This is a genomic window from Xenorhabdus sp. XBWT (assembly GCF_059072735.1).
The window spans coordinates 3280570-3306656 of the sequence record NZ_CM180990.1; the positions used below are offsets into that span (position 1 = coordinate 3280570).

General features: G+C 45.8%; 21 protein-coding genes and 1 pseudogene. 1 reads left to right on the plus strand and 21 read right to left on the minus strand.

Annotated features, from left to right (window positions below; genetic code table 11):
* Nucleotides 1-101: 101 nt before the first annotated feature.
* A complete protein-coding gene (gene secA / locus AC5JQI_RS14320) occupies nt 102-2810 on the minus strand; it encodes a preprotein translocase subunit SecA (RefSeq protein WP_493912657.1) in 2709 nt (902 codons plus the stop codon).
* A gap of 94 nt (nt 2811-2904) precedes the next feature.
* Nucleotides 2905-3459, minus strand: coding sequence for a secA translation cis-regulator SecM (secM, locus tag AC5JQI_RS14325; RefSeq protein WP_237385652.1), 555 nt, complete (start codon nt 3457-3459; stop codon nt 2905-2907).
* A gap of 37 nt (nt 3460-3496) precedes the next feature.
* Between secM and AC5JQI_RS14330 the strand changes: the two genes are divergently transcribed.
* Nucleotides 3497-4033, plus strand: a complete 537-nt coding sequence (locus AC5JQI_RS14330; protein WP_493912658.1) for a DUF721 domain-containing protein — start codon at nt 3497-3499, stop codon at nt 4031-4033.
* Nucleotides 4034-4154: 121 nt separating this feature from the next.
* On the opposite strand, the gene lpxC is transcribed toward AC5JQI_RS14330, so the two are convergent.
* From lpxC to ilvI, 19 genes and pseudogenes are all read right to left on the minus strand, one after another.
* Entirely contained in the window at nt 4155-5072 is a 918-nt protein-coding gene (gene lpxC, locus AC5JQI_RS14335; RefSeq protein WP_237385654.1) for a UDP-3-O-acyl-N-acetylglucosamine deacetylase, read from the minus strand.
* Nucleotides 5073-5171: 99 nt separating this feature from the next.
* A complete protein-coding gene (gene ftsZ / locus AC5JQI_RS14340; RefSeq protein WP_237385655.1) occupies nt 5172-6335 on the minus strand; it encodes a cell division protein FtsZ in 1164 nt (387 codons plus the stop codon).
* Between the two features lie 66 nt (nt 6336-6401).
* Nucleotides 6402-7658, minus strand: coding sequence for a cell division protein FtsA (gene ftsA / locus AC5JQI_RS14345; RefSeq protein WP_323854706.1), 1257 nt, complete (start codon nt 7656-7658; stop codon nt 6402-6404).
* Between the two features lie 32 nt (nt 7659-7690).
* Complete coding sequence (gene ftsQ / locus AC5JQI_RS14350; protein WP_493912659.1) at nt 7691-8506, minus strand: cell division protein FtsQ; 816 nt, start codon at nt 8504-8506, stop codon at nt 7691-7693.
* Nucleotide 8507: 1 nt separating this feature from the next.
* Nucleotides 8508-9428, minus strand: a complete 921-nt coding sequence (locus AC5JQI_RS14355; protein ID WP_493912660.1) for a D-alanine--D-alanine ligase — start codon at nt 9426-9428, stop codon at nt 8508-8510.
* Nucleotides 9421-10896 (minus strand): UDP-N-acetylmuramate--L-alanine ligase, encoded by a 1476-nt coding sequence (gene murC, locus AC5JQI_RS14360; RefSeq protein WP_493912661.1) that lies wholly within the window; start codon nt 10894-10896, stop codon nt 9421-9423. Before murC ends, AC5JQI_RS14355 begins: the two co-directional genes overlap by 8 nt.
* Nucleotides 10897-10954: 58 nt before the next feature.
* On the minus strand, nt 10955-12046 hold the full coding sequence (gene murG, locus AC5JQI_RS14365) for an undecaprenyldiphospho-muramoylpentapeptide beta-N-acetylglucosaminyltransferase (protein WP_493912662.1): 1092 nt from the start codon (nt 12044-12046) through the stop codon (nt 10955-10957).
* A complete protein-coding gene (gene ftsW / locus AC5JQI_RS14370) occupies nt 12043-13236 on the minus strand; it encodes a cell division protein FtsW (RefSeq protein ID WP_493912663.1) in 1194 nt (397 codons plus the stop codon). Before ftsW ends, murG begins: the two co-directional genes overlap by 4 nt.
* Nucleotides 13236-14546, minus strand: a complete 1311-nt coding sequence (gene murD / locus AC5JQI_RS14375) for a UDP-N-acetylmuramoyl-L-alanine--D-glutamate ligase (RefSeq protein ID WP_493914692.1) — start codon at nt 14544-14546, stop codon at nt 13236-13238. Before murD ends, ftsW begins: the two co-directional genes overlap by 1 nt.
* Before the next feature lie 17 nt (nt 14547-14563).
* Nucleotides 14564-15646, minus strand: coding sequence for a phospho-N-acetylmuramoyl-pentapeptide-transferase (gene mraY, locus AC5JQI_RS14380; protein ID WP_323854699.1), 1083 nt, complete (start codon nt 15644-15646; stop codon nt 14564-14566).
* The gene (murF, locus tag AC5JQI_RS14385; RefSeq protein WP_493912664.1) at nt 15640-17022 is read right to left on the minus strand and encodes a UDP-N-acetylmuramoyl-tripeptide--D-alanyl-D-alanine ligase; all 1383 of its coding nucleotides are present in this window, start codon (nt 17020-17022) and stop codon (nt 15640-15642) included. The genes mraY and murF overlap by 7 nt, the downstream gene beginning before the upstream one ends.
* Nucleotides 17019-18506 (minus strand): UDP-N-acetylmuramoyl-L-alanyl-D-glutamate--2,6-diaminopimelate ligase, encoded by a 1488-nt coding sequence (gene murE, locus AC5JQI_RS14390; protein WP_493912665.1) that lies wholly within the window; start codon nt 18504-18506, stop codon nt 17019-17021. Before murE ends, murF begins: the two co-directional genes overlap by 4 nt.
* Nucleotides 18493-20275: pseudogene (locus tag AC5JQI_RS14395) on the minus strand (peptidoglycan glycosyltransferase FtsI). Before AC5JQI_RS14395 ends, murE begins: the two are co-directional and overlap by 14 nt.
* 27 nt (nt 20276-20302) lie before the next feature.
* Entirely contained in the window at nt 20303-20620 is a 318-nt protein-coding gene (gene ftsL / locus AC5JQI_RS14400) for a cell division protein FtsL (protein ID WP_323854695.1), read from the minus strand.
* Entirely contained in the window at nt 20620-21564 is a 945-nt protein-coding gene (rsmH, locus tag AC5JQI_RS14405) for a 16S rRNA (cytosine(1402)-N(4))-methyltransferase RsmH (protein WP_493912666.1), read from the minus strand. Before rsmH ends, ftsL begins: the two co-directional genes overlap by 1 nt.
* A gap of 2 nt (nt 21565-21566) precedes the next feature.
* Nucleotides 21567-22025 (minus strand): division/cell wall cluster transcriptional repressor MraZ, encoded by a 459-nt coding sequence (mraZ, locus tag AC5JQI_RS14410; RefSeq protein ID WP_493912667.1) that lies wholly within the window; start codon nt 22023-22025, stop codon nt 21567-21569.
* 648 nt (nt 22026-22673) lie between these two features.
* Nucleotides 22674-23681: a catabolite repressor/activator gene (gene cra / locus AC5JQI_RS14415; protein WP_493912668.1), complete on the minus strand. Its 1008-nt coding sequence runs from the start codon at nt 23679-23681 to the stop codon at nt 22674-22676.
* An 88-nt stretch (nt 23682-23769) separates the two neighbouring features.
* Nucleotides 23770-24261, minus strand: a complete 492-nt coding sequence (ilvN, locus tag AC5JQI_RS14420; protein WP_323854691.1) for an acetolactate synthase small subunit — start codon at nt 24259-24261, stop codon at nt 23770-23772.
* A 2-nt stretch (nt 24262-24263) separates the two neighbouring features.
* The gene (ilvI, locus tag AC5JQI_RS14425; protein ID WP_493912669.1) at nt 24264-25991 is read right to left on the minus strand and encodes an acetolactate synthase 3 large subunit; all 1728 of its coding nucleotides are present in this window, start codon (nt 25989-25991) and stop codon (nt 24264-24266) included.
* Nucleotides 25992-26087: the final 96 nt, after the last annotated feature.

Sequence of the window (26087 nt, forward strand, 5' to 3'; positions counted from 1 at the left end):
TGACAATCTCAGTCGTGATAGCTTTCCGTTACTGTGATTATATAAGCATGAAATATGGAGCGAGTGGCAACCTGCCACTCGCTCCATTCACTTGGTTTTAATTATAATCGCCCGTGACAATGCTTATATTTTTTGCCGGAACCACATGGGCAGGTGTCGTTACGTCCAACTTTACGTTCCCCACTTGCCATCTGTGCTTCCTCTTCTGACATTAATGCGCCTTGTTCAACTTCATGGCTCAGGTGCTGCTTTCTTGCCAAACGTTCAGCTTCCTCACGGCGTTGCTGTTCAAGTGCTTCAACTTCTTCCGGCATTCTGACCTGAACTTTGCTCAAGGTACTGATCACTTCATATTTCAATGATTCCAGCATATTGGCAAACATGGCGAAGGATTCACGTTTGTATTCCTGTTTTGGATCTTTCTGAGCATAGCCACGCAGATGAATACCTTGACGCAGGTAATCCATCGCAGCTAAATGTTCTTTCCACAGTGTATCCAAAGTTTGCAGCATAATGCCTTTTTCAAAGTTACGCATCATCTCTGCATTGACGATCTCTTCTTTCTGTTTATAGACTTCAATCGCCTTATCAAGAATCCGATCGCGCAATGTTTCTTCATGCAGCTCAGGTTCTTTATCCAACCATTCTTTTATTGGCAGATCCAGATCGAAATCGTTGACTAAACGTTCTTGTAAACCTTCAACATCCCACATTTCTTCCAGAGATTGTGGTGGAATATACGTATCAATCGTTATTTTGAAGACATCTTCACGAATGCTGGAAATGGTTTCGCTGACATCACTCACATCAAGTAAGTCGTTACGCTGAGCATAGATTGCACGACGCTGATCATTGGCAACATCATCATATTCCAGTAGTTGCTTACGGATATCAAAGTTACGGCTCTCAACTTTACGCTGCGCATTAGCAATCGCTTTAGTCACCCATGGATGCTCGATCGCTTCACCCGGTTTCATACCCAACTTGCGCATCATGCCTGTAACACGCTCAGACGCAAAAATACGCATCAGAGAATCTTCCATTGAGAGATAGAAGCGTGAAGAACCCGCATCACCCTGACGTCCGGCACGGCCACGTAGCTGGTTATCGATACGGCGTGATTCGTGACGCTCTGTACCAACAATATGCAAACCACCCGCTGCCAATACCGCATCATGACGCACTTGCCATGCTGCTTTAATGTTCTCAATTTGTTCTTCGGTTGGCTCTTTCAGTTTGGCAATTTCTGCCTGCCAACTTCCTCCCAACATGATATCTGTACCACGTCCCGCCATGTTGGTTGCAATAGTTACCGCACCGGCTTGGCCTGCCTGAGAGATAATATCGGCTTCCATAGCATGGAATTTTGCGTTCAGGACATTGTGTACAATGCCAACTTCAGTCAATGCATTAGAAATAACCTCAGACTTCTCAATCGAAATGGTTCCCACCAACACAGGTTGACCTTTGCTTGTACGCTCCCTGATATCCTCAATGATCGCTTCAATTTTTTCCGCTTCCGTCATGTAAACCAAATCCGGTAAATCTTGACGGACCATTGGGCGGTTTGTCGGAACAACAATAGTATCCAGCTTATAAATAGAGCTGAATTCAAAAGCTTCAGTATCGGCTGTTCCCGTCATCCCCGCTAATTTTTCATATATACGGAAATAGTTCTGAAAGGTGATTGAAGCCAGTGTCTGGTTTTCATTTTGGATTTCGACACCTTCTTTAGCTTCTACTGCCTGATGCAATCCATCAGACCAGCGACGTCCCTGCATGGTACGCCCAGTATGTTCGTCAACAATGATAACTTCACCATCTTTGACAATATAATCTACATCGCGGGTAAACAGGGCATGGGCACGTAAAGCTGCTGTTACATGGTGCATCAGCATGATATTGGTCGGCGAGTACAGAGATTCACCTTCATTCATCAATTTGGCATCCACAAGCAATTCTTCAATCAACACTAAACCGCGTTCTGTCAGGTTGACTTGACGTGTTTTTTCATCAACTGAGAAGTGACCTTCGCCCTGGAAAGTATCTGAATCCTCTTTTTCCTGACGGATCAGTTTTGGTATCAGTTTGTCCACTTTGAGATAAAGTTCAGAGCTATCTTCCGCAGGCCCTGAGATGATCAGAGGTGTACGAGCCTCATCGATAAGAATGGAGTCCACCTCATCCACCAAGGCATAATGCAATTTACGCTGAACTCGTTCTTCCGGGCTAAATGCCATGTTGTCACGCAGATAATCGAAACCATATTCATTATTAGTTCCGTAAGTAATATCTGCACTATAGGCTTCACGTTTTGCTGGCGCTGGCATGTTCGGCAGGTTAATACCGACTGTCATGCCAAGAAACTCAAATAGTGGGCGGTTGTTTTCAGCATCACGCTGTGCCAGATAGTCGTTTACGGTAACAACATGGACACCTCGGCCACTCAGGGCATTAAGATATGCAGGCAACGTTGCTGTCAGTGTTTTACCTTCACCGGTACGCATTTCTGCTATACAACGTTCATTCAGTACCATCCCGCCCAACAGCTGCACATCAAAGTGACGCATACCAAAGACACGTTTACTGGCTTCACGTACAGTAGCAAAAGCTTCCGGGAGAACTTTTTCCAGTGACTCCCCTTCCTTCAGACGAGTACGGAACTGATCTGTTTTTGCTTTCAGTTCTTCATCAGAAAGTTTTTCAAAATCCGGTTCCATGTGGTTGATCACATCAACTACTTTACTCAAACGACGCAGGGTACGGTCATTACGGCTACCAAAAATTTTAGTCAGTAATTTAATCAGCATAATTTAGTACATCTCAGATAAGGCTACTCTTGCAGCCAATCAATCATTTCTTGAAAAAAGTCTTATTGAATAAGAATAAAATAATACAAAAGTATTAAAGCAAAAATAAATGATTGGACAATGGCCCTGCTCTGATCCCTTGAATTTGGGCTACCCAGAGCGCTGGTGTGTACGTATCAGGAAAAACAGTCACTAGTATCGCAACATCAGATATGGTGTCATCAAATGGCTTTGATACTTGTGTCAACATAGCATGCAAAGTGTCCAGCATAAGCTGTTGCATTGATGGAGAAGAACTCCGAGCACTTTCTTTTGCTTCTTCGCATCTAACCGGCTCTGTGACCGAAAAAGCAAAAGAAAGTTGACGGATCACGTTACGAACAGCGTGTTGCTGCCAGTAGTTTAAATAATTGGAGGGTTGACGCTGAGCACTTTTTAGTTCAAACAGGTGTAATTGAAATAAATGCTCAAACGAAGAAAATGATTGATTTTGGTTTTCTTGAGTGGAAGAAGTATTAGTATGGGGAAGGTTTTCTGCCACTTTAGCAAAAACAGTAGGAACACCAATTCCCGTGGCAACTATGCCCAGTAAAAGGTGAGACCAAAAATAACGCCTACCAAATTGTCGCCAAAGATTTAAAATACTCATTAATCCTTCATTAATAAATACTGGAACTGCCCTTATTATGCGAGATAGCCGCCCACAATCACTGGATACTCTATTTGAAGACGAGGCGACTGTTGGGAAGAACCCACTTCAAGTAATTCAAAAACATGCCATCGCATTATTGAAGCTCAACCGTGCTGTTCTCAGCTTACTTCCTGCACAGTTGCACCCATGGTGCAGGGTTGCCAATTATCGCAAACAAATTCTGGTACTGGAAGCAGGAAATGCCAGTTGGATGACCCGGCTTCGTTATGAAATTCCTACGTTGCGTTCTACTCTGAGGAGCGAAATTCTACCATCTTTATCCTCAATCGACATCAGGATTAATCCATCATTAATGGTCAAGTATGATAATAATGCACAGAACATCGCAAAATCCTCAGTTGAAGTATCCAATAATGATAATCAGGATTTACCAAAGCGCCAACTGACTCATGAAAGTGCAGAAACAATAATGATGTTGGCTGAACGCAGCCCGGAGAAATTGAAAAAGAAATTAGAACGATTGGCTGCACTGGCCGGAGAGGGTACCAGCACAGCCAAGAATAAGCGCTAACGCTGAATGAAAAACATCAGCGAAAGGAGTGTGATAGATAACATAACCCACTGGTGCATCATAGGAATGTTCTCAACACTCTTTTAGTTAATATACATGTTGGAAACACACACATTAGCCATTATGCCAACACTAATGAAGGGGCACGGAAAGCCAGCGGCATTTCAGCCTCATCTTCAAATGTGACAAATTCCCAAGCACTTTCTTGCGCCAAAACGGTTTGCAGTAGCTTGTTGTTCAGTGCATGACCCGATTTGAACGCGGTAAAGGCGCCAATAATGTTGTAACCACACATAAACAGATCGCCGATGGCATCCAACATTTTATGACGAACAAATTCATCATGAAAACGCAAACCATCTTCATTGAGTACACGGTAATCATCTACCACAATCGCACAATCGAAGCTGCCACCAAGGCACAGACCTTGAGATTGTAAGTACTCAATATCACGCATAAATCCAAAAGTACGGGCACGGCTAATCTGACGAACGAATGAATCCGCTGAAAAGTCCATACTATAACGCTGTGAACCGGAATCAATCGCCGGATGGTTAAAGTCGATGGTAAAATCCAGACTGAAACCGTGATATGGTGCTAATTCAGCCCATTTATCACCATCTTCCACGCGAACAGTTTCTTTCACACGTACGAATTTCTTCGCAACATTCAGTTCTTCAATACCTGCATCCAATAACAGGAAAACGAACGGGCTGGCACTACCATCCATAATCGGGATTTCTGGTGCATCGACGTCAATAACAATGTTGTCGATTCCCAAACCTGCCAATGCTGCATTCAAATGCTCAACAGTTGAAATCCGCACATTATGCTCATTCACCAAGCAAGTACAGAGCATAGTATCACGCACAGATTTGGCATCAGCCGGAAAATCAACCGGAGGATTCAAGTCAGTACGACGATAGATGACCCCGGTATTAGCCGGTGCTGGACGCATTGTCAGCGTGACTTTCTTACCGGTATGTAAACCAACGCCAGTCGCTTGAACAATACGTTTTAATGTCCTTTGTTTGATCATCGTTTATATCTCGCAGTGTTACTTATCCCGCCAACCATTATAAAGTATGATTGGCAGGATATTTTAGCACAAAAAGCGGAGAAACCAATTTTTTAGCTATTAGTCAGCCTGCTTACGCAAAAATGCTGGAATATCAAGATAATCAGGCTCTTTGCTTGTATGTGTATTTTGGTCATTAACTACTTTTGCTGCTGGTTTGCTTTCATCAGACAATGAAGAGATTCCGCCAGGCATCTGCTGGTAACGGCGATCCATTGTGTTTGTCTGAGGAGCTTTGTTATTGGTCACCAGAGTAATTTCCGGACGCTTGTCCATCCCTATACCCGTTGCAACAACAGTAACACGCAGTTCATCGTTCATGTCCGGATCCAATGATGTGCCGATAACCACGGTTGCATTATCAGAAGCAAATGCACGGATTGTGTTACCAACTGTTTCGAATTCGTCCAGACGCAGGTCAAAACCCGCGGTGATGTTAACCAGAACACCACGCGCACCAGATAGGTCGATATCTTCCAACAGCGGGCTGGAGATAGCCATTTCTGCAGCTTCTTCCGCACGATCTTCACCTTGTGCAATACCTGAACCCATCATGGCATAACCCATTTCAGACATCACGGTACGAACGTCAGCGAAGTCAACGTTCATCAGCCCCGGGCGAGTGATCAGCTCAGCAATACCCTGAACCGCTCCTTTCAGAACATCATTTGCCGCACCAAACGCATCCAGCAGGGAAATTCCGCGCCCCAAAACTTTCAACAATTTGTCATTTGGAATAGTAATCAATGAGTCCACATGTTTGGACAGTTCAGTGATTCCTTGTTCCGCGAAGGCCATACGCTTTTTGCCTTCGAAGTTAAATGGCTTAGTCACGACAGCCACGGTCAGAATGCCAAGTTCTTTGGCAATTTCAGCTACAACGGGCGCTGCACCTGTTCCTGTACCACCACCCATACCCGCAGCGATGAATACCATGTCAGCCCCTTCCAATGCGGTACGCAATGATTCGCGATCTTCTTCCGCAGCAGTACGGCCAACTTCAGGGTTTGCACCAGCGCCCAATCCTTTCGTAATGCCGTTGCCAATCTGGATAGTCTGACCAACAGCTGTCTTACGTAATGCCTGAGCATCCGTGTTAATCGCAAAGAAGTCTACTCCTTCAATGCGTTCACGCACCATGTGCTCAACAGCATTACCGCCGCCACCGCCGACGCCGATGACCTTAATCACCGCGTCATTGGTTAATTCCAGTGGTTCAAACATAATTTCTCTCCGTTTTGTGCCTTTATATCGAGGCAGGCGACATTGTCTTAGCCTCTGTATAAAAAATCAAAATTCTTTTTTCAGCCAGTTGCTGATTTTATTAAACCAGCCGCTCACTGACGTTCTTTTATCGGCATCAGAATCTCCGCCAAGGTGGGATTCTTTGCCATAATGCAGAAGCCCAACTGCTGTTGAGTAGCAAGGCTCCTGCACATAATCTGTCAGCCCAGTGATGTTCAGAGGACGGCCAATACGAACTTGGGTATGGAATACCCGCTGGGCACAATCGGCCAATCCATCAATCTGGGCGCCTCCCCCTGTCAGGACAATCCCTGCTGCCAAGTGGTGCTTTACTCCCTGCTGACGCAACTGTTCCTGCAATCGCAAAATTTCATCATTCACTAAATTCAGCAGTTCGGTATAACGGGGTTCTATTACTTCCGCCAGTGTCTGACGCTGCAAGCTACGGGGAGGCCGTCCTCCCACACTTGGGACTTCCACGCTCTCATCTTTGCTCACTATTGAACCCAATGCGCATCCATGACGAACCTTGATGGTTTCAGCATCACTTGGGGGGGTACCAAACGCATAGGCGATATCACTGGTAACAACATTTCCTGCATAAGGAATAACCTTGGTATGACGCAATGCACCGCCGGTATATACAGCGATATCCATCGTTCCACCGCCGATATCAACAACACATACCCCAAGTTCTTTTTCGTCTTCCGTTAATACAGCATAACTTGCTGCCAGTCCGGCAAAAATAAGTTGGTCAACTTTCAGCCCACAACGTTCAACAGCTTTTACAATATTTTTTGCCATGTCGTTATGACAGGTAATCAAGTGAACTTTCGCCTGCATACGCACACCAGAAAGCCCAACTGGATTTTTAATCCCTTCCTGATAGTCGATCGCGTATTCCTGTGGGATTACATGCAAAATACGGTGCTCATCACGAACACGAACCGATTTGGCTGTATGGACAACACTGTCCACATCATCTTGTGTCACTTCTTCTTCCGAAATCGGCACCATACCAATTTCGTTCTGACAACTAATATGCTTGCCGGAAAGCGCCAAATAGACCGACGAGATCTGGCAATCTGCCATCAGTTCAGCCTGATCTATTGCACGTTGGACGCACTTAACAACCGATTCAAGATCGTTGACACCACCTTTATCCATGCCACGGGATGGGCAACTTCCTACTCCGATAATATTAACCATACCATCGGGCAGAATTTCACCAACCAGGGCAGATACTTTTGCTGTCCCGATTTCAAGACCAACTACCAATTTTCTGTCCGTTGATTTGATCATCGTTATTCTGCCTGTCTCTGTATTATTACCAGTCACTGTTTGTTTTCTTGCCCGTTCATTGAAACTGGCGTATCAGTTAATAAAGGAGCCCAACCAACCGCAGCACCGCTGTCATAACGTAAATCGATATAAGTCACGCGTTTTTCCGTGTTTTTCAACAACACAGGATAAAGTTCAATAAAACGTTTTATTCGCTCCATATTATCTCGATTTCCTAACTCTAACCGGATATCGTTATCCAGTATCAATTGCCAGGAATTACGCGCTGTCATGATCACCGTTTTCAATTTTATTTGATGCGTTGAAAGGAAAGCTGTCATTGTGCTATATCCTTCCAATACATCTTTTTCTTTGCTTTCAGGACCATACAGCATCGGGTATTGCCCATTAATACTGCGTTCCATGGGCAAACTAAACACCCGACCTTCTGCATCCAGCATTTGCGTATCGTTCCAGCGCGCATAAGGCACGTATTCTACCAGATGTATTTTCAGTTCATCAGGCCATTGTTTACGCACAGTAACTTGCCGAATCCATGGCAGTTGTTCAATATTTTCCTGAATGACATTGACATCCTGTGTCATAAATGTTCCTGGGGTTCCCAGAGACAAAATAGCCTGCCTGACATCATCATTCGTGGTGTAATGGCGTTCACCGGTTAACACCAGTTTTGAAAGCGGTAATCGACTAGAGTCTTTCATCCAGTCCAGTGTCATCCAACCCCCCCATATGATGGTGCCGATTACCATCAGGAAGAAGATAATCCCTATCAGATGATAACCATTACTGGGGCGTATCCCCTGAGCTTCGATCTCCCGCTCCCGGATATTCCGGGCTGCCTGTGACATATCAATCAGCCAATTCCAAAATTCTCGCTACAAGTTGGGAAAAACTGAGTCCGGCCTGACGCGCAGCAATTGGTACCAAACTATGACTGGTCATGCCCGGAGAGGTATTTGCCTCTAACAGATAGAAATTACCCTTGCCATCATCCATGATATCAACGCGTCCCCAGCCACTGCATCCCAGCGCTTTATATGCCCTTGATGCGATATCTATCAATTCCTGCTCTTTTTCGATACTCAAGCCACTTGGACAAAAGTATTGTGTTTCGTTGGAAATATATTTCGCATCGTAGTCATAAAACACATCCGGAGCCTGAATCCGGATAGAAGGAAGAGCTTCATCACCCAAAAAACCCACGGTATATTCAGGGCCAAACAACCATTCCTCAATCAATATATTGCTGTCATATTTGAATGCCAGTTCTAATGCATCACGCAGCTCGGAATAGTCATTCACTTTGGTCATGCCCACACTGGAACCTTCCAGATTTGGTTTGACCATTAACGGTAGACCTAATTCTCGGACATAATCTTTGAGTTGAAAATCACTAAGTTGTTTAAAATTTTGAAAATTAATCGCAACATAAGAAGAAATAGGCAGTTTTGCTCCCTGCCATAGCTGTTTTGTACGCAATTTGTCCATTGACAAAGCTGATGCCATCACACCACTGCCTGTGTAAGGAAGCTGTAAAAACTCCAGTAAACCTTGCAGAGTACCATCTTCACCACCACGGCCATGCAAAGCGATAAAAACTTTACTGAACCCCTCTTCTTTGAGTTTAGTCACATCAAAGTCTTTTGTATCGACTGAATAAGCATTAATGCCCGCTTCTTTCAGCCCAGCCAAAACTGACTGCCCTGATTGCAGTGAAACTTCACGTTCAGCAGACGTTCCGCCCAACAAAACTGCGACTTTATCAACCATGATGCTCTCCCTCATTAAAAGATGGCTGCAATTTTGTTTCAGCCAGATTGCGCGCTATTTTACCGATATTACCGGCACCCTGAACCAAAACTAAGTCATTGTTTTCCATCACCCGTGACAGTATGGATGAAATTTGCTCTGAATCTGACACAAAAATTGGTTCCAATTTCCCACGGCTACGGATAGTCCGGCATAAAGAACGACTATCTGCCCCTGGGATCGGGGTTTCACCTGCGGTATATACATCCAGCATCAATAGAACATCTACCTGACTTAAAACATTAGCGAAATCATCATATAAATCACGGGTTCTCGTATAACGATGTGGCTGAAATACCATCACAATACGTTTATCCGTCCAGCCAGCCCGTGCAGCTTTGATCGTGGCATCAACTTCGGTTGGGTGATGGCCATAATCATCAACCAACATCACGCCACCTTCTTTGTTATTGATATGTTTGAGGGCAAATTCCCCCAGAAAATCAAATCGGCGTCCCGTTCCCTGAAACTCTGCCAGCGCTGTCAGAATTGCGGCATCATTAATGCCTTCTTCTGTTGCTACTGCTACCGCTGCCGTCGCATTCAATGCGTTGTGGCGTCCCGGGGCATTTAACACTACATGCAGGTCTGGCAGGTCGTTACGGCTGATAGTGAAAAATCCCTGAGCGCCTTTCTGTTCATAATGGGTAATACGGACATCCGCTTCTTCACTGAACCCGTAAGTCGTAATATAACGCCCAATACGGGGAATCAATTCCTTCACGACAGGATCATCAATGCACATCACTGCACGACCATAAAACGGCAGGTTATGCAGAAAATTAACGAACGTCTGTTTCAGATTTTCGAAATTTCCCTGATAGGTGTCCATGTGATCAGCTTCAATATTGGTGACAACCGCCATCATAGGCTGCAAATGCAGGAATGAAGCGTCGCTTTCATCTGCTTCCGCTATCAGGTAACGGCTGCTGCCTAAACGTGCATGTGTACCCGCCGCTTTTACCAAACCGCCATTGACGAATGTCGGATCAAGACCCGCCTGTGCATAGATGCCCGCAATCATTGCGGTTGTCGTGGTTTTTCCATGTGTTCCCGCGATAGCAATACCGTGGCGGTAACGCATCAGCTCTGCCAGCATTTCTGCGCGGCGGATTACCGGAATGCGGGCTTCACGAGCCGCCATAATCTCAGGGTTATCCGCAGGAATGGCAGTGGATGCAACCACAACACTGGCACCCCGTACATTTTCCGGACGGTGATTAAAATAAATGTTTGCACCCAGTGCAATCAGCTGTTGTGTGACTGGGTTGGGTGCCAGATCAGAACCGCTTATCTGATAACCTTCATTAGCCAACACCTCGGCGATGCCACCCATGCCAGCACCACCAATGCCGACAAAGTGGATATGCCTGACTTTTCTCATCTCAGGCACTGAAGCTCTTAATTTCGCCAACTGTTGTGTATTCACGTTTTAATCTTCACTCGTTATGTTTACGTCACCGTTCTACTTTCTACTTACTAGAACGCTATTTAGAACTAGAACGGCTTGAATGATTTTCAACAGCATCAATCAGCGCTGCTGCCACACGCTCAGTTGCATTGATAATGGCGACTGAGCGTGACTTTTCTGCCATCTCCAGTAATTGCGGGCGTTGCCACTGCATTAACAGTTCTGCTACGGCATCTGCCGTAAATGTAGGCTGCTCGAGTATCTTCGCGGCTCCCACTTTTTCCAATGGCAAAGCATTCCAATACTGCTGGCGATCTTTATGTTGAAATGGAACAAAGATCGCGGGTAAACCCGCAGCAGAAATTTCGCTGACCGTCAGAGCGCCAGAACGGCACACCACAATATCTGCCCACGCATAAGCCTGCGCCATATCATCAATAAATTCAGTCACTTTGAATTCAGATTTAACTGAATTTTCATATTTTTTCTGTGTTTCTTCCTGAGCACCTTTTCCGGCCTGATGCCATAGTGTGATTTTATTCCCCAAACGAGCTGCTACTTCTGGCATGATTTGGTTCAAAATCCTTGCACCCTGACTTCCCCCGACAACCAGAACCCGCACAGGGCCTTCACGTCCGGTCAAACGCTGCTCAGGTACGGGTAGAGCCAGTACATCTTCCCGTACAGGGTTACCGACAACCGGTGCGTTAGGAAATGCGCCCGGAAAGGCCTGTAAAACCGTTTTTGCGATTTTAGCCAACCAGCGATTGGTCAGCCCCGCAATACCATTTTGTTCATGTAATACAACCGGAATGCCACATAACCATGCGGCTATTCCACCCGGCCCAGAAACATATCCGCCCATTCCCAGTACAACATCCGGCTGGTAACGTTGCATAATGGCTTTTGCCTGCCGGATTGCCTTAAAAATTCTTATAGGAGCGGCCAGCAATGCTTTGATTCCTTTGCCCCTCAATCCTGAAATTTGAATAAATTCGATATCAATACCATGTTTCGGCACTAAATCGGCTTCCATGCGATCAGAGGTTCCCAACCAGCGGATTTCCCACCCCTGCTCTTTTAAATGATGGGCAACCGCCAGTCCCGGAAACACATGACCGCCCGTACCACCTGCCATCACCATTAATCGCCGGTTTTTGCCACTCATTTAGGGCTCCTTACGAACGCCTGTGCTTTCGCCAGACGTACTTCATAATCAATTCGCAATAACAACACGATAGCCGTTGACATCACAATCAGACTCGAACCACCGTAACTCACCAGAGGCAAAGTCAGACCTTTTGTTGGCAATATACCCGCCGCTGCCCCTACATTGATGAATGCCTGAAAGCTGAACCAGATACCGATTGCACAAGCCAGAAAACCAGAAAACCGTTGATCAAGCTGTAATGCCCGGTGACCAATCATCATTGCGCGGAAAGCGACGAAGAATACCATTGCCAACACTAAAACCACACCGAAATAACCTAATTCCTCAGCAATAATTGAGAAAATAAAATCAGTATGCGCTTCAGGCAGATACTCCAATTTCTGAACTGAATTTCCCAAGCCTTGCCCGAAGAAATCTCCGCGACCAAATGCCATTAATGACTGGGTTAACTGATAACCGCTACCGAACGGATCCTCCCACGGATTCAGAAAAGAGGTCACCCTGCGTATACGGTAAGGCTCAGCGATAATCAGTACGCAAACGGCAAATATTCCGCAACCAATGATGGCAAGGAATTGCCACAACTTCGCACCCGCCAGAAACAGTAATGTCAGTGTTGTGACAAACAATACAATCACGGTTCCCAAATCAGGCTGAGCCAGCAGTAAAATAGCCAATGCAATCATGACCCCCATCGGCTTGCAGAATCCCCAGAAATTGTTTCTCACTTCCTCTACTTTTCTGACCAGATAGCTGGAAAGGTAACAAAAAAGCGATAATTTCGATAATTCAGCAGGCTGAATACGCAATGGGCCTATCGCTACCCAACGTGATGCGCCATTAACTGAGCTACCGACAAAGAGCACCACAACTAACATCATGATTGTGCCGAACAACATGACATAGCTGTAACGTTGCCAGAACGCCATTGGAATGCGCAGTGTGATCAAAGACAAGAAAAAGCACAGCCCCAAGTAAATCGCATCACGTTGCGCAAAGATAAACGGATCTTTAGCAAGACGTTGACCAACAGGCATTGAGGCTGATGTCACCATGATAAAACCGATCACAGTCAACCCCAATATCATCCAGACCAGGGTACGATCATACATGACGATATCTGTGGTATCGGCTTCCACATTTCCCGCCAGCCAATTTTTAAATTTACCGAAGCCTGGAGTGGTCATCAGCCTAGCTCCTCTGCCAAACGGGCAAATTCATGGCCACGATGTTCGAACCCACTGAATTGATCAAAACTCGCACAGGCGGGAGACAGCAGTACCATATCGCCAGCGACCAGCCTGGATGCGATTTCTCTCATTGCCTGTTCCATCGTTTCTATCAGTGTTGCGATTTCAGGACGCAGTTGCGCCAGCTGCATCCCATCACGGCCGAAACAGTAAAGACGAATATTATTCGCCGATATGTAGGGCTTAAGCGGAGCAAAATCAGCCGCTTTTCCATCTCCACCGACTAAAAGATAGAGCGTACCTTCTACTTTCAATCCACTGAGAGCGGCTTGTGTGCTACCGACATTGGTTGCCTTGGAGTCATTGACCCAGCGAACGCCATTTCTCATATGGACGACCTGAAAACGGTGTTCCAGACCTGAAAATGCACGCAATGCCTGAATACTGGCTTCACGAGGAATACCTACAGCATCTGCCAGTACCAATGCCGCCAGCCCGTTAGCATAATTATGTTGCCCGGCCAACTGCATTTCACGGGTTACCAGAACGGGACATTGATTGACCACCAATTGTTGATGCTCACTATCAAGCTGATAATCACCGCTATCCACACCAAAGCTGATATAGCCGCTACTCTTGCTTTCTATCGGCCAGGTCAGTTCATCCAGCGCATTCACTACGCATACTTTTGCTTGATCATAGATACGCAGTTTCGCCGCACGGTATTGTGATACCCCTTTAGGGTAACGAACCATATGGTCTTCAGTCACATTCAGCACGGTTGCGGCTGCGGCTTTGAGACTGTAAGTGGTTTCGAGCTGAAAACTGGAAAGCTCCAATACATACAATTGGCAAGGTTTTTTCAGTAATTCCAGTGCAGGAACCCCGATATTTCCGCCCACACCAACTTGCCATCCGGCTTCTTTTGCCATCGCACCCACTAACATGGTCACGGTGCTTTTACCGTTTGAACCCGTTATGGCAACAATCGGTGCCGTTGCCACACGACAAAACAGCTCAATATCACCGATAATTTCAACACCAGCATCCGCCGCTGCTTGTAATTCAGGGGTTGCCAACGCAATCCCCGGGCTGATAACAATTAAATCAGCATTCATCAGCCATTGGGCATTTAAACTTCCAGTGTGACACTCAACGTCATCAGGCAGCCTATCGCTGCCCGGGGGTACTATACGGGTATCCATCACGCGCGGAATCACACCACGTGTGATGAAAAAATCAACGCAGGAAAGGCCCGTAAGGCCCAACCCGACGATAACGATTTTTTTATCCCCGTATTTAGTCATGAATAACTCAGCCATGATTAACGTACCTTCAGCGTTGCCAGACCAATCAGTACCAGCATCAAAGAAATAATCCAAAAGCGCACAATAACACGTGGTTCCGGCCAGCCTTTCAATTCATAATGATGGTGAATAGGTGCCATGCGGAAAATCCGTTGTCCACGCAGTTTGAACGATCCAACCTGCAAAATGACAGACAGTGTTTCTACCACAAACACTCCGCCCATGATGACCAGCAGGAATTCCTGACGCAGCAAAACTGCGATGGTTCCCAACGCACCGCCAAGAGCCAATGAGCCAACATCACCCATGAAGACTTGGGCTGGATAGGTGTTGAACCATAAGAAGCCCAATCCAGCACCAACAATTGCAGTACAGACAATTACCAACTCACCCGCATGATTCAGGTAAGGAATATGCAAATAGTTGGCAAAATTCACATTGCCTGTTGCCCATGCCACTAATGCAAAACCCGCTGCGACCAAGACAGTAGGCATGATAGCCAGACCATCCAGACCATCGGTCAAATTCACTGCATTACTGGTTCCCACTATCACGAAATAGGCCAGCAAAATGTAAAGCAATCCGAGTTGTGGCATGACTTCTTTGAAGAACGGCACGACTAATTGTGTCGCTGGAGTACCTTTGCCAATGCTGTACATTACAAACGCCACACCCAATGCCAATACGGATTGCCAGAAATACTTCCAACGGGCAATCAGCCCCTTGGTATCTTTGCGAACAACTTTCCGATAGTCGTCCACAAACCCCACAATGCCGTAACCTACCAACACCACTAGTACGCACCAAACATATGGGTTATCCAGACGTGCCCACAACAAAATAGAAATGGTGATGGAAAACAGGATCAGCAATCCTCCCATCGTTGGCGTTCCACGCTTGCTGAAGTGGGATTCTGGGCCGTTGTCACGTACAACCTGGCCTATCTGCAATTTTTGCAGATAAGAAATCAAGGTTGGCCCCATCCACAATGCGATAAACAGTGCTGTAAGCAAGCCGACGATAGCTCTGAACGTCAGATAGGAAAAGACGTTAAAACCGGTATGATACTGAACCAGATACTCGGCTAGCCAAACTAACATTGGAAGTTCTCCTTCAGTGTGTTCACTACCTCTTCCATTGCGGTACTGCGTGAACCTTTGATTAGTATTGAAATCATTTCGTGTTGTTCCAGTAAAGAGAGCAACGTTGCAATTAATTCAGCCTTACTTGCGAAATGCTGCCCTCGACCACTTGAGGCGCTAATATGGGAGCTGAGAGTACCGACGCTAAATACCTTATCGATATCTGTCGATGCCACCGCTTCTCCCACCTCACGGTGACATTCAATTGCCTGCTCCCCAAGCTCTCCCATATCGCCAACAACCATGACGCGGTAACCGGACATCTGTGATAACACATTCGCAGCGGCAATCATGGAGCCTGTATTGGCGTTATAGGTATCATCCAGCACCACTTTTCCCGCTGCAAGATGGGTGGGGAATAAACGCCCCGAAACAGCCTTAAGCTCCGATAACCCGACACGAATATCCTCCAGCGATGCACCAACAGAAATTGCCAGAGCACTGGCAGCCAGCGCATTGGCAATATTATGCCTTCCCGGCAATGGCAATATCAGGTTGATATTTCCGACTGGGGTATGGAGACAAAAATGCGTTGCCAGTGGTTGTTCCGAAATTTCTGTCGCGTAAAAATCAGCGTCAGCTGTAGGGGCAACGGAGAAACACCACACTCTCTGCTGTTTATTGATGCTGTGCTGCCAATTATCCCAATCATTACTCTCCAGATTGATTATGGCTGTCCCGCCTGGATCAAGGCCTTCAAAAATCTCGCCTTTTGCTTTTGCAACGCCAGAAAGAGAACCGAATCCCTCAAGATGAGCAGAAAACAGATTATTGACCAACGCACTTTCAGGACGAGTCATTTCAGTGGTATAAGCAATCTCACCAATATGGTTGGCACCTAGCTCAATGACGGCAAATTGGTGGTCGTCAGTGAGTCTGAACAGCGTCAATGGCACGCCAATATCATTATTGAAGTTACCAGAGGTATAAAGCGTATTACCGCATTGACGCAGAATAGCCGCTGTCATCTCTTTTACGGATGTTTTTCCTGATGATCCAGTCAAAGCCACAACTCGTGCCTTACTTTGCTGACGAACCCAACCCGCCAGTTTTCCCATCGCCAGACGAGTGTCTTTCACCACCACCTGCGGGCAGCCAATATCAAGACGACGACTGACTAATAAGGCTCCTGCGCCCTGCTTAACTACATCGGCAGCGAAATCATGGGCATCAAATTTTTCGCCTTTTAAGGCAATAAACAAACCTCCACTTACGATTTTGCGGCTATCAGTTTCTACTGTATTAATTCGGAGAACAGCAGATTGTTGTTCAGTTACGTGGTGTAAAGTGCCATCAGTTAATTGTGCCAGTTGCTGGAGTGTCAGTGGGATCATGCGATTACCCCCAGCAAACGAGATACGGTCAGGCGATCTGAGTAATCCAAACGGCGATTGCCGATCAGTTGGTAATCTTCATGGCCTTTACCTGCAACCAGAACAACATCGTCTTCGGTTGCCTGCATAATGGCACTGGTAACAGCCTCAACACGCCCATAAATTGCCATCGCCCGTCCCGGATCGATAAATCCAGCCAGAATATCCGCTACAATTGCTTGTGGTTCCTCACTGCGGGGATTGTCATCAGTAACAACCACACGATCCGCCCCCTGTTCTGCAACCCCTCCCATCAGCGGACGCTTGCCTTTGTCACGATCACCGCCACAACCAAATACGCACCAGAGTTGCCCTTTACAGTGCAGCCGAGCAGCAGACAATGCTTTTTCCAAAGCATCCGGTGTATGGGCGTAATCGACAACAACAGTAGGGCGACCCGCAGCAGTAAAAACTTCCATGCGACCACAAACGGGTTCCAGACAAGATGCGGTTGCCAGTAATTTGTCCAAGGGATATTCCAATGACAGCAAAGTAGCCAGTGCCAATAACAAATTACTGACATTGAATGCGCCCATTAAAGGACTACTCAGCGTTCCATTTCCCCAACTTGAGCTAAACGCAATGGATGCGCCTTTGTCGTGATAATTCACCTCTTCGGCTGATAACCAACGCCCAAGCCAATTTTCAGGCAAACGGTTTTCCATCGTAACGGCAACAGCCTCAGGTAAGCGAGACAACCACTTCTGCCCTACCCCATCATCAGCATTGATGATTTTCTGTTTCACATCATAGCGGCTAAACAGCATCCATTTAGCATTTTCGTAATTTTCCATATCACCATGATAATCAAGGTGATCTCGGCTTAAATTAGTGAAAATGGCAGCTTGAAATGGCAATGCAGCCACCCTTCCCTGAATCAGTCCATGTGAAGAAACTTCCATCGCGGCAAAAGTTGCGTTTTGATTAACGAGTTGCTGTAAATCAAGCTGAATATCAACAGCAGAACCGGTAGTATTTTCGCTTAGCACAACCATGCCCAGCAGGCCATTTCCCACCGTCCCCATCACAGCGCTGGTTTCTCCAAGCCCCTGGCTCCATTGCGCCAGCAATTGTGTTGTTGTCGTTTTCCCGTTGGTTCCGGTAACACCCACCAATTTTAGTTTATTACCAGGATGTTGATAAAATTCACCAGCCAGTTTTGACAATTTATTATTTAAATCATTCAAATAGATAACAGGCACACCATGCATTTTCTGTATCGTGCCGTTATCCATTTTTCCTTTCGCTTCTGCAATCACCGCAGCAACACCTTGAGCGATGGCTTGAGGAATATATTTTCGACCATCTGTCTGATGCCCCTGAACGGCAACAAACAGATCTCCGGCAGCCGCCTTACGGCTGTCTAATGTCATTTCGCGCAGCGGAAGCCCCGGTGTATCAACACCCCATGGAGCCAGTAAATCGCGTAAATTACGATCTGCCACTTTTATCCTCTTTATTTATTAATCACAAATTCGTTTTTATCACCTACAGGCAATGCATCTGGTTCAACATTCATCGTACGCAGAACACTACTCATGATGGAGCCGAAGATAGGCGCTGCAACCGCACCGCCATAATATTTACCTGCTTGTGGCTCATTAATAATCACAACCAGTGAAAACCGTGGATTACTCGCAGGTGCAACCCCCGCAGTATAAGAAATATGTTTATTATTTAGATAATTGCCATCCGGCCCGACTTTTCTTGCCGTACCGGTTTTAATTGCAATGCGATAGCCTTTTATTGCCGCCCGTACACCACCGCCGCCTGGTAATGCGACGCTTTCCATCATGTGCACTACTGTTCGCATAATGTGCTCAGGAAATACCCGGATTCCCGGTACAGGAGGATCAACTTTGGTAATTGACAATGGGCGATAAACGCCCAAGCTACCTATCGTTGCATAGACACGCGCTAACTGTAACGGAGTTACCATTAGCCCATAGCCGAAAGAAAAGGTGGCCCTATCAAGATCAGACCACCGTTGTTTATTTATTGGAAATAAGCCACTACTTTCTCCGACCAGCCCCAAATTGGTCGGCTTTCCCATTCCAAAGCGTGAATAGACATCTACCAGCTCTGAAGCGGGCATCGCTAACGCCAGTTTAGAGACACCAACGTTACTCGATTTCTGTAGAATTCCGGTGATGGTTAATTCAGAACGTGGGGCAACGTCTTTAATCTCGTGTCCTCTAGAACCATACGTTAATCGATAGGGTCTGGTATCCAACACCGTATTTTCTTTGACAATTCCACTATTCAGTGCACTCATCACCACCAGAGGTTTGATCGTGGAGCCCGGCTCAAAAGTATCGGTGATAGCGCGATTACGCATCGCATCTTTCGGTGTTCCGGCTAAATTATTCGGGTTATAAGAAGGGCTGTTTGCCATCGCCAATACTTCACCCGTATTAACATCAACCAGCACGGCCGTACCAGATTCAGCTTTGTTCAATGCAACAGCCTTAGTCAGCTCACGATAGACCAAAGTCTGAAGGCGTTCGTCAATGCTAAGCATCAGATCATGAGCCGCCCTGCTATCTGTAGATGCAATATCTTCAATCACCCGCCCCGTACGATCTTTACGAACAGTCCGGCTTCCCGGCATACCTGTCAGCCAGCTATCAAAGCTTTTTTCAATCCCCTCAATTCCCTTCCCGTCAATGTTAGTTACCCCAATAATATGCGCCGTGACCTGACCTGCCGGATAATAACGGCGAGATTCCTGACGCAAATAGATACCGGATAATTTCAATTTCTGAATATAATCACCGATGGAGGGGTTAACTTGTCGGGCAAGATAAACAAAGCGCCCATTGGGATAGTCACTGATTTTTCGGGTTAATTGTTCCAAAGGAATAGAAAGTGCATCAGCCAGTGCCTTCCAGCGGGAATCGTCTGTAATTCCGCCTTTTTCAAACACCTCTTTGGGATCTGCCCAGATAGCATCAACGGGTACACTGACAGCCAGTGGACGCCCATTGCGATCGTTTATCATGCCCCGGGCGGTCGGAATAGATTGGACTCGCAAAGAACGCGAGTCACCTTCTTTTACCAAACGATCTGGATTGATGATCTGCAAATAAGCAACACGAATCAAAAGCCCGATTAAAGCAAACCCAATGCCCCAACACAGCAAGGCAAAACGCCAGCTTACAAAACTTGCTTTATCTTCTTGCTTTTTCGACTTTAAAGAGCGTGCAGCTTTCATCGCCTACCTTTTGGTTGTCAACTGGACTCAATGAGTAATCACAATGTTTTCTTTTGCTGGATCAACGTGTTGCATCTGCAAATTTTGAGTTGCAATTCTTTCAACCCGACTGTGATCACCCAGAGCATTCTCTTCAAGGAGCAGGTTACGCCATTCAATATCCTGAGCATCAAGCTGAATTACCTGACGCTCCTTTTCCGCAGTCAATAAACGGGTTTCATGTGCGACCGTCACAACACCAATGGCTGAAACTACAACAGACACCAGTAAAACTAGTGGGAGCTTGGCATTACGAAGTAAATCTTTGCCAATAACCCCGACTAGGCCATGACGTTCACCAACCATTATTCACCCGCCTTTTCAGCAAACCGCAAAACCGAGCTTCGCGCTCTTGGATTTGCAGCCACTTCATCCTCTGAAGGCTTCATTTTGCCAATCGATTTCAAGCTTCGTCCTCCCAGCGCTTTTAATTGTGCATCAGTGAGAGGCAAACCGACTGGAACTTGTGGTCCTTGACTGTTTTGCCGGATAAAACGCTTCACCATGCGATCTTCCAACGAGTGGAAACTGATGACAGATAATCGCCCCTGTGGTGCCAGAACGCGCAATGCACCATCCAATGCACGTTCAATCTCTTCCAGTTCACTGTTTATGTAAATCCTAATAGCCTGAAAGCTGCGTGTTGCCGGATGTTTGTGCTTTTCCTTAACAGGGCTTGCCTGAGCGATAAGTTCTGCCAGTTCCCGTGTTCGCGTAATCGGTTGTTCCTGATTGCGTGTCACGATAGCCTTTGCAATACGCTTGGCAAAACGTTCTTCACCAAATGTTTTCAGCACCCAAGCGATGTCTTCTGCTTCCGCTTTCATCAGCCACTCTGAGGCAGATAGCCCGCGTGTAGGGTCCATTCGCATATCCAATGGCCCATCACGCATAAATGAAAAGCCGCGCTCAGGATCATCCAGTTGTGGGGAAGAAACCCCTAAATCCAACAATACGCCATTAATTTTTCCAACCAAACCTGCGTTTTCCACATAAGTTGCCAATTCAGAAAATGGCCCGTGTGTGATAGAAAAGCGTTCGTCTGTAATGGTCTTTGAAGCTTCAATGGCTTGTGGGTCACGATCAATCGCCATTAAACGCCCATTTGGTCCCAAGTTAGATAAAATCAGACGAGAATGTCCCCCCCGCCCGAATGTTCCATCTATATAAATTCCATCTTCTTGAATATTCAGTCCATTGACAGCTTCATCCAGTAATACACTGGTATGCTTAAAATGACTATTTGCCATGTTTATAGTGATAAATCCTGTAGCCTTGCAGATAAAGGTTCTTGTGTGGACTGCTCAGCCGCAATATCACTTTGTATTTGCTGATACCAAACTTGCTCATCCCACAATTCAAATTTATTAAATTGCCCAACCAGCATGACTTCTTTTGTTAGCCTTGCATGCTGACGCAATGTATTAGCTAATAAAAGACGCCCTGCATTGTCCATTTGACATTCACTGGCATGTCCCAATAACAAACGTTGAACACGACGTTCGGTTGGATTCATGCTGGATAAGCGAGATAATTTTTCTTCGATGATTTCCCATTCGGGTAATGTATAAAGCAACAAGCACGGCTGATGGAGATCAATGGTACAAACCATTTGACCTACAGACTCCTCATTCAGCGTTTCTCTATATCGGGCAGGTACAGTGAGCCGCCCTTTATTATCGAGATTAACCAGCGTTGCTCCACGAAACATACTCAGGTTACCCCTTGATGGCCGAAATCTCCACATTATCCCACAAATCACCACTATTAAGAGTTTACGGATGGTATGAAAACCTTGTCAAGCCAGAGCCGGTGCGCTTTAGCTAGATTTACAGAAAGATTCAGGAGAAAAAAAGAAGGATTTTTCGGTTATAACTATATTAAGAATGTATAACACCATGATAATTTTGAATAATTTAATAAGCCTGAAGAAAGCCTTCTTAGACTGTGAGCTTAGAACAAAAAATTACCACTTAAATTAATTTATGCAAGTCACATCTCATCGATGATCAATTGTTAACCGCATAAAATCTATCAATAACAGAGATATATTTAGATAATAATAACATTAAAAATAATAATAATATGAAACTTAATGCTCGAAATTGGATTAAAAGCCATTAAATATCAAACGAATAATGAGAAACACTAAAATAAAAAGTAAACCACATAAATGGAATGGTATTTAGTGAGCAATTTTTCGCTTTGTTAATTTTAATAATGTGTTATCAGTTATAGTGGTCACTATACTCTATTTAGGAAAATTTTAGTCAGAATAGTCTCAAAATTACATCAACACATGTATTTTAGTAATTTAGATAGAGCAAATAGTACCCTCATCTTCAATGAGGGTACTCAATCAGGCTTTACGGCTCAACTTACCACGACGGCATAAATGACGGCGCATTCTGGTTATTCCGGGAGTTGGGCGTTGTTTTTCATCCAAACTGGCCAATACCAATTCAAGGGCACGCTCAGCCACGTCACGATGACGCTGTGCCACAGACAAGACCGGACATTCAAGAAAATCGAGCAGCTCATGATCACCAAATGTAGCAATAACCAACTGGCTCGGTAAGCGACCGCTGCGCTTGAGAATGGTATCCATGACTCCCTGAAGCAACGCAAACGAAGTAGTATACAGCGCCTGAGGAACCGGGTTGGCTTCCAGCCATAAAGCAAAGGCTTCAGCCGCCGCTTCACGCTCATAACTATTCGCATACAAATAATTTACTTCACGTGGGTCATGCTGCCATGATTCACGAAAACCCTGTTCACGCAAAAAACTGACTGATAATTCAGGCAATGCCCCCAAATAAAGTACAGATTCTGCCGGAAATTGTCGCAATTCCTGTGCCAGCATTTTTGCATCTTCAAGATCATCCCCAACAACACTGATAAAATGCTCACTGTCCAATGCACGGTCAAGCGCGATGATAGGCAATGAACGGTTTGCCCAGCGCTGGTAGAAAGGATGTTCGGGGGGCAAGGCCGTGGAAACAATAATAGCATCAACCTGACGTTGCAGAAGGTGCTCAACGCAGCGCATTTCATTATCAGATTGGTCTTCAGAACATGCAATCAAGAGCTGATATCCACGCTGGCGCGCCTGACGTTCAAGATAATTGGCAATCCGAGTGTAACTCGTATTTTCCAAATCGGGTATGACTAAACCAATTGAACGGGTGCGCCCTGCCCTAAGACCAGCTGCTACAGCATTAGGATGATAATTGTGCTCTCTGACCACCACCATCACTTTTTCTACTGTTTTATCACTGACCCGATACTGCTTGGCTTTGCCATTTATAACATAACTGGCCGTAGTACGTGAAACACCTGCTAAGCGGGCGATCTCATCCAGTTTCACATTAACCCCTCAGTAATATGATGAAAAAGCCCTACTTTACAGTAGGGCTCAGTAAATATCTGTATTTTAACCCGCAGATTACGATTTTTCATCGCATAATTTTATCTCCACGGGAGACACCAACAATACCTGAACGCGCAACTTCCACAATTTCAGCCACATCCCTCACCGAATCAAGGAATGCATCCAATTTCTCACTCGTGCCAACTAATTGGACGGTATATAGCGTTGATGTGACATCAACAATCTGCCCGCGAAAAATGTCCGTACTGCGCTTAACCTCTTCCCGACCATATCCGCTGGCTTGTAGCTTCACCAGCATAATTTCACGCTCAACATGAGGCCCTGCCGTTAATTCATTAACTCGCAGCACATCCACCAATTTATGCAGTTGCTTCTCAATTTGTTCCAGTACCTTAGCATCACCTTTGGTCTGGATCGTCATACGTGACAATGTTGGGTCTTCAGTCGGCGCGACTGTCAGACTTTCGATATTATAACCCCGCTGAGAAAACAAACCAATCACGCGGGATAATGCTCCCGATTCGTTTTCAAGTAATACAGACAAAATCCGGCGCATGATCAGGTCCTCTCTGTTTTGCTTAACCACATTTCATCCATCGCTCCTCCACGGATTTGCATTGGATAAACGTGCTCTGTTTCATCAACGGTCACATCCACAAAGACCAGACGCTGGTTTGCCGTGACTTCAGTTAGTGCTTCGGCTAGTTTCGTTTCTAACTCGTCGTAAGTTTGGATAGCAATGCCAATATGACCGTAAGCTTCCGCCAATTTGACGAAATCCGGCAAAGATTCCATATAAGATTGAGAATGACGACCCGCATATATTATATCCTGCCACTGTTTTACCATTCCCAAGAAACGGTTATTCAGGTTCAGCACCAAAACAGGCAGGCCATATTGCAAAGCGGTGGACAATTCCTGAATATTCATCTGGATACTGCCATCACCAGTCACACATACCACTGTAGCATCAGGTTTTGCCAACTTCACACCGAGCGCGGCAGGCAGGCCAAATCCCATGGTTCCCAAACCACCGGAATTGATCCACTGTCTCGGTTTGTCAAATGGATAATGCAGGGCTGCAAACATCTGGTGCTGACCAACATCTGACGCGATATATGCTTTCCCGTCAGTTAGGCGGTAAAGCGTTTGAATTACAGCTTGCGGTTTGATCTTCACAGTAGTGCGATCATAATCAAGACACTTGCGGGTACGCCACTGATCGATGGAAAGCCACCAGTCTTTCAGAGCATCCGGATCCTGGGTATCTTCTGTGGAATCCAGTAACTCCAACATTTGGCCGAGTACCTGTTTGGCATCCCCGACGATAGGGATATCCGCCCTCACCGTTTTCGAAATTGAAGTCGGGTCGATATCAATGTGTAACACAGTGGCCTCTGGGCAATATTTGTCCAGATTATTGGTTGTACGATCATCGAAACGTACTCCCACCGCAAAAATCACATCGGAATTGTGCATGGCTTTATTCGCTTCAAAAGTACCGTGCATTCCCAACATTCCCAGATTTTGCCGATGAGTTGCGGGAAATGCCCCCAATCCCATTAATGAACTAACGACGGGAATATGAAAATGCTCAGCCAGCTTCATCAATTCCGCTGAACATTCCGAATTGATGGCGCCTCCCCCCACATAAATCACGGGTTTCTTCGCATCCAACAAGGTTTTCAATACACGCTTAATCTGTCTTTTATGCCCCTGTACAGTGGGATTGTAAGAGCGCATTTTGATTTTTTCAGGGTACACATACGGGAATTTCAATGCAGGATTAACGGTATCTTTGGGAAAGTCGATAACAACAGGCCCGGGTCGGCCAGTCGCAGCCAGATAGAAAGCTTTTTTAATTGTGCTTGGGATATCTTCTGCTTTTTTCACCAGAAAACTGTGTTTTACAATCGGGCGGGAAATTCCCACCATATCGCATTCCTGAAAAGCATCATTGCCTATCAGGGAACTGGCAACCTGACCAGACAGAACCACCATGGGAATTGAATCCATGTATGCCGTTGCGATTCCCGTGATGGCATTTGTTGCTCCTGGCCCGGATGTTACCAAAACAACCCCGACTTTTCCGGTAGAACGAGTATACCCATCCGCCATATGGACAGCACCCTGTTCATGGCGAACCAGAATATGCTCGATTCCTCCAACCGTATGCAGGGCATCGTAGATATCCAAGACCGCCCCGCCCGGATAACCGAACACATGTTCGACACCCTGATCGATTAACGATCTGACGACCATTTCGGCTCCTGACAACATCTCCATTGAGTTTGCCTCCAGGCTCTGTTTGCAAGTTAATTGTCGGAATTTCATAAAGTTATTACTAAAAGTAGCCTTACTTATTCCATTTCTATTTATATG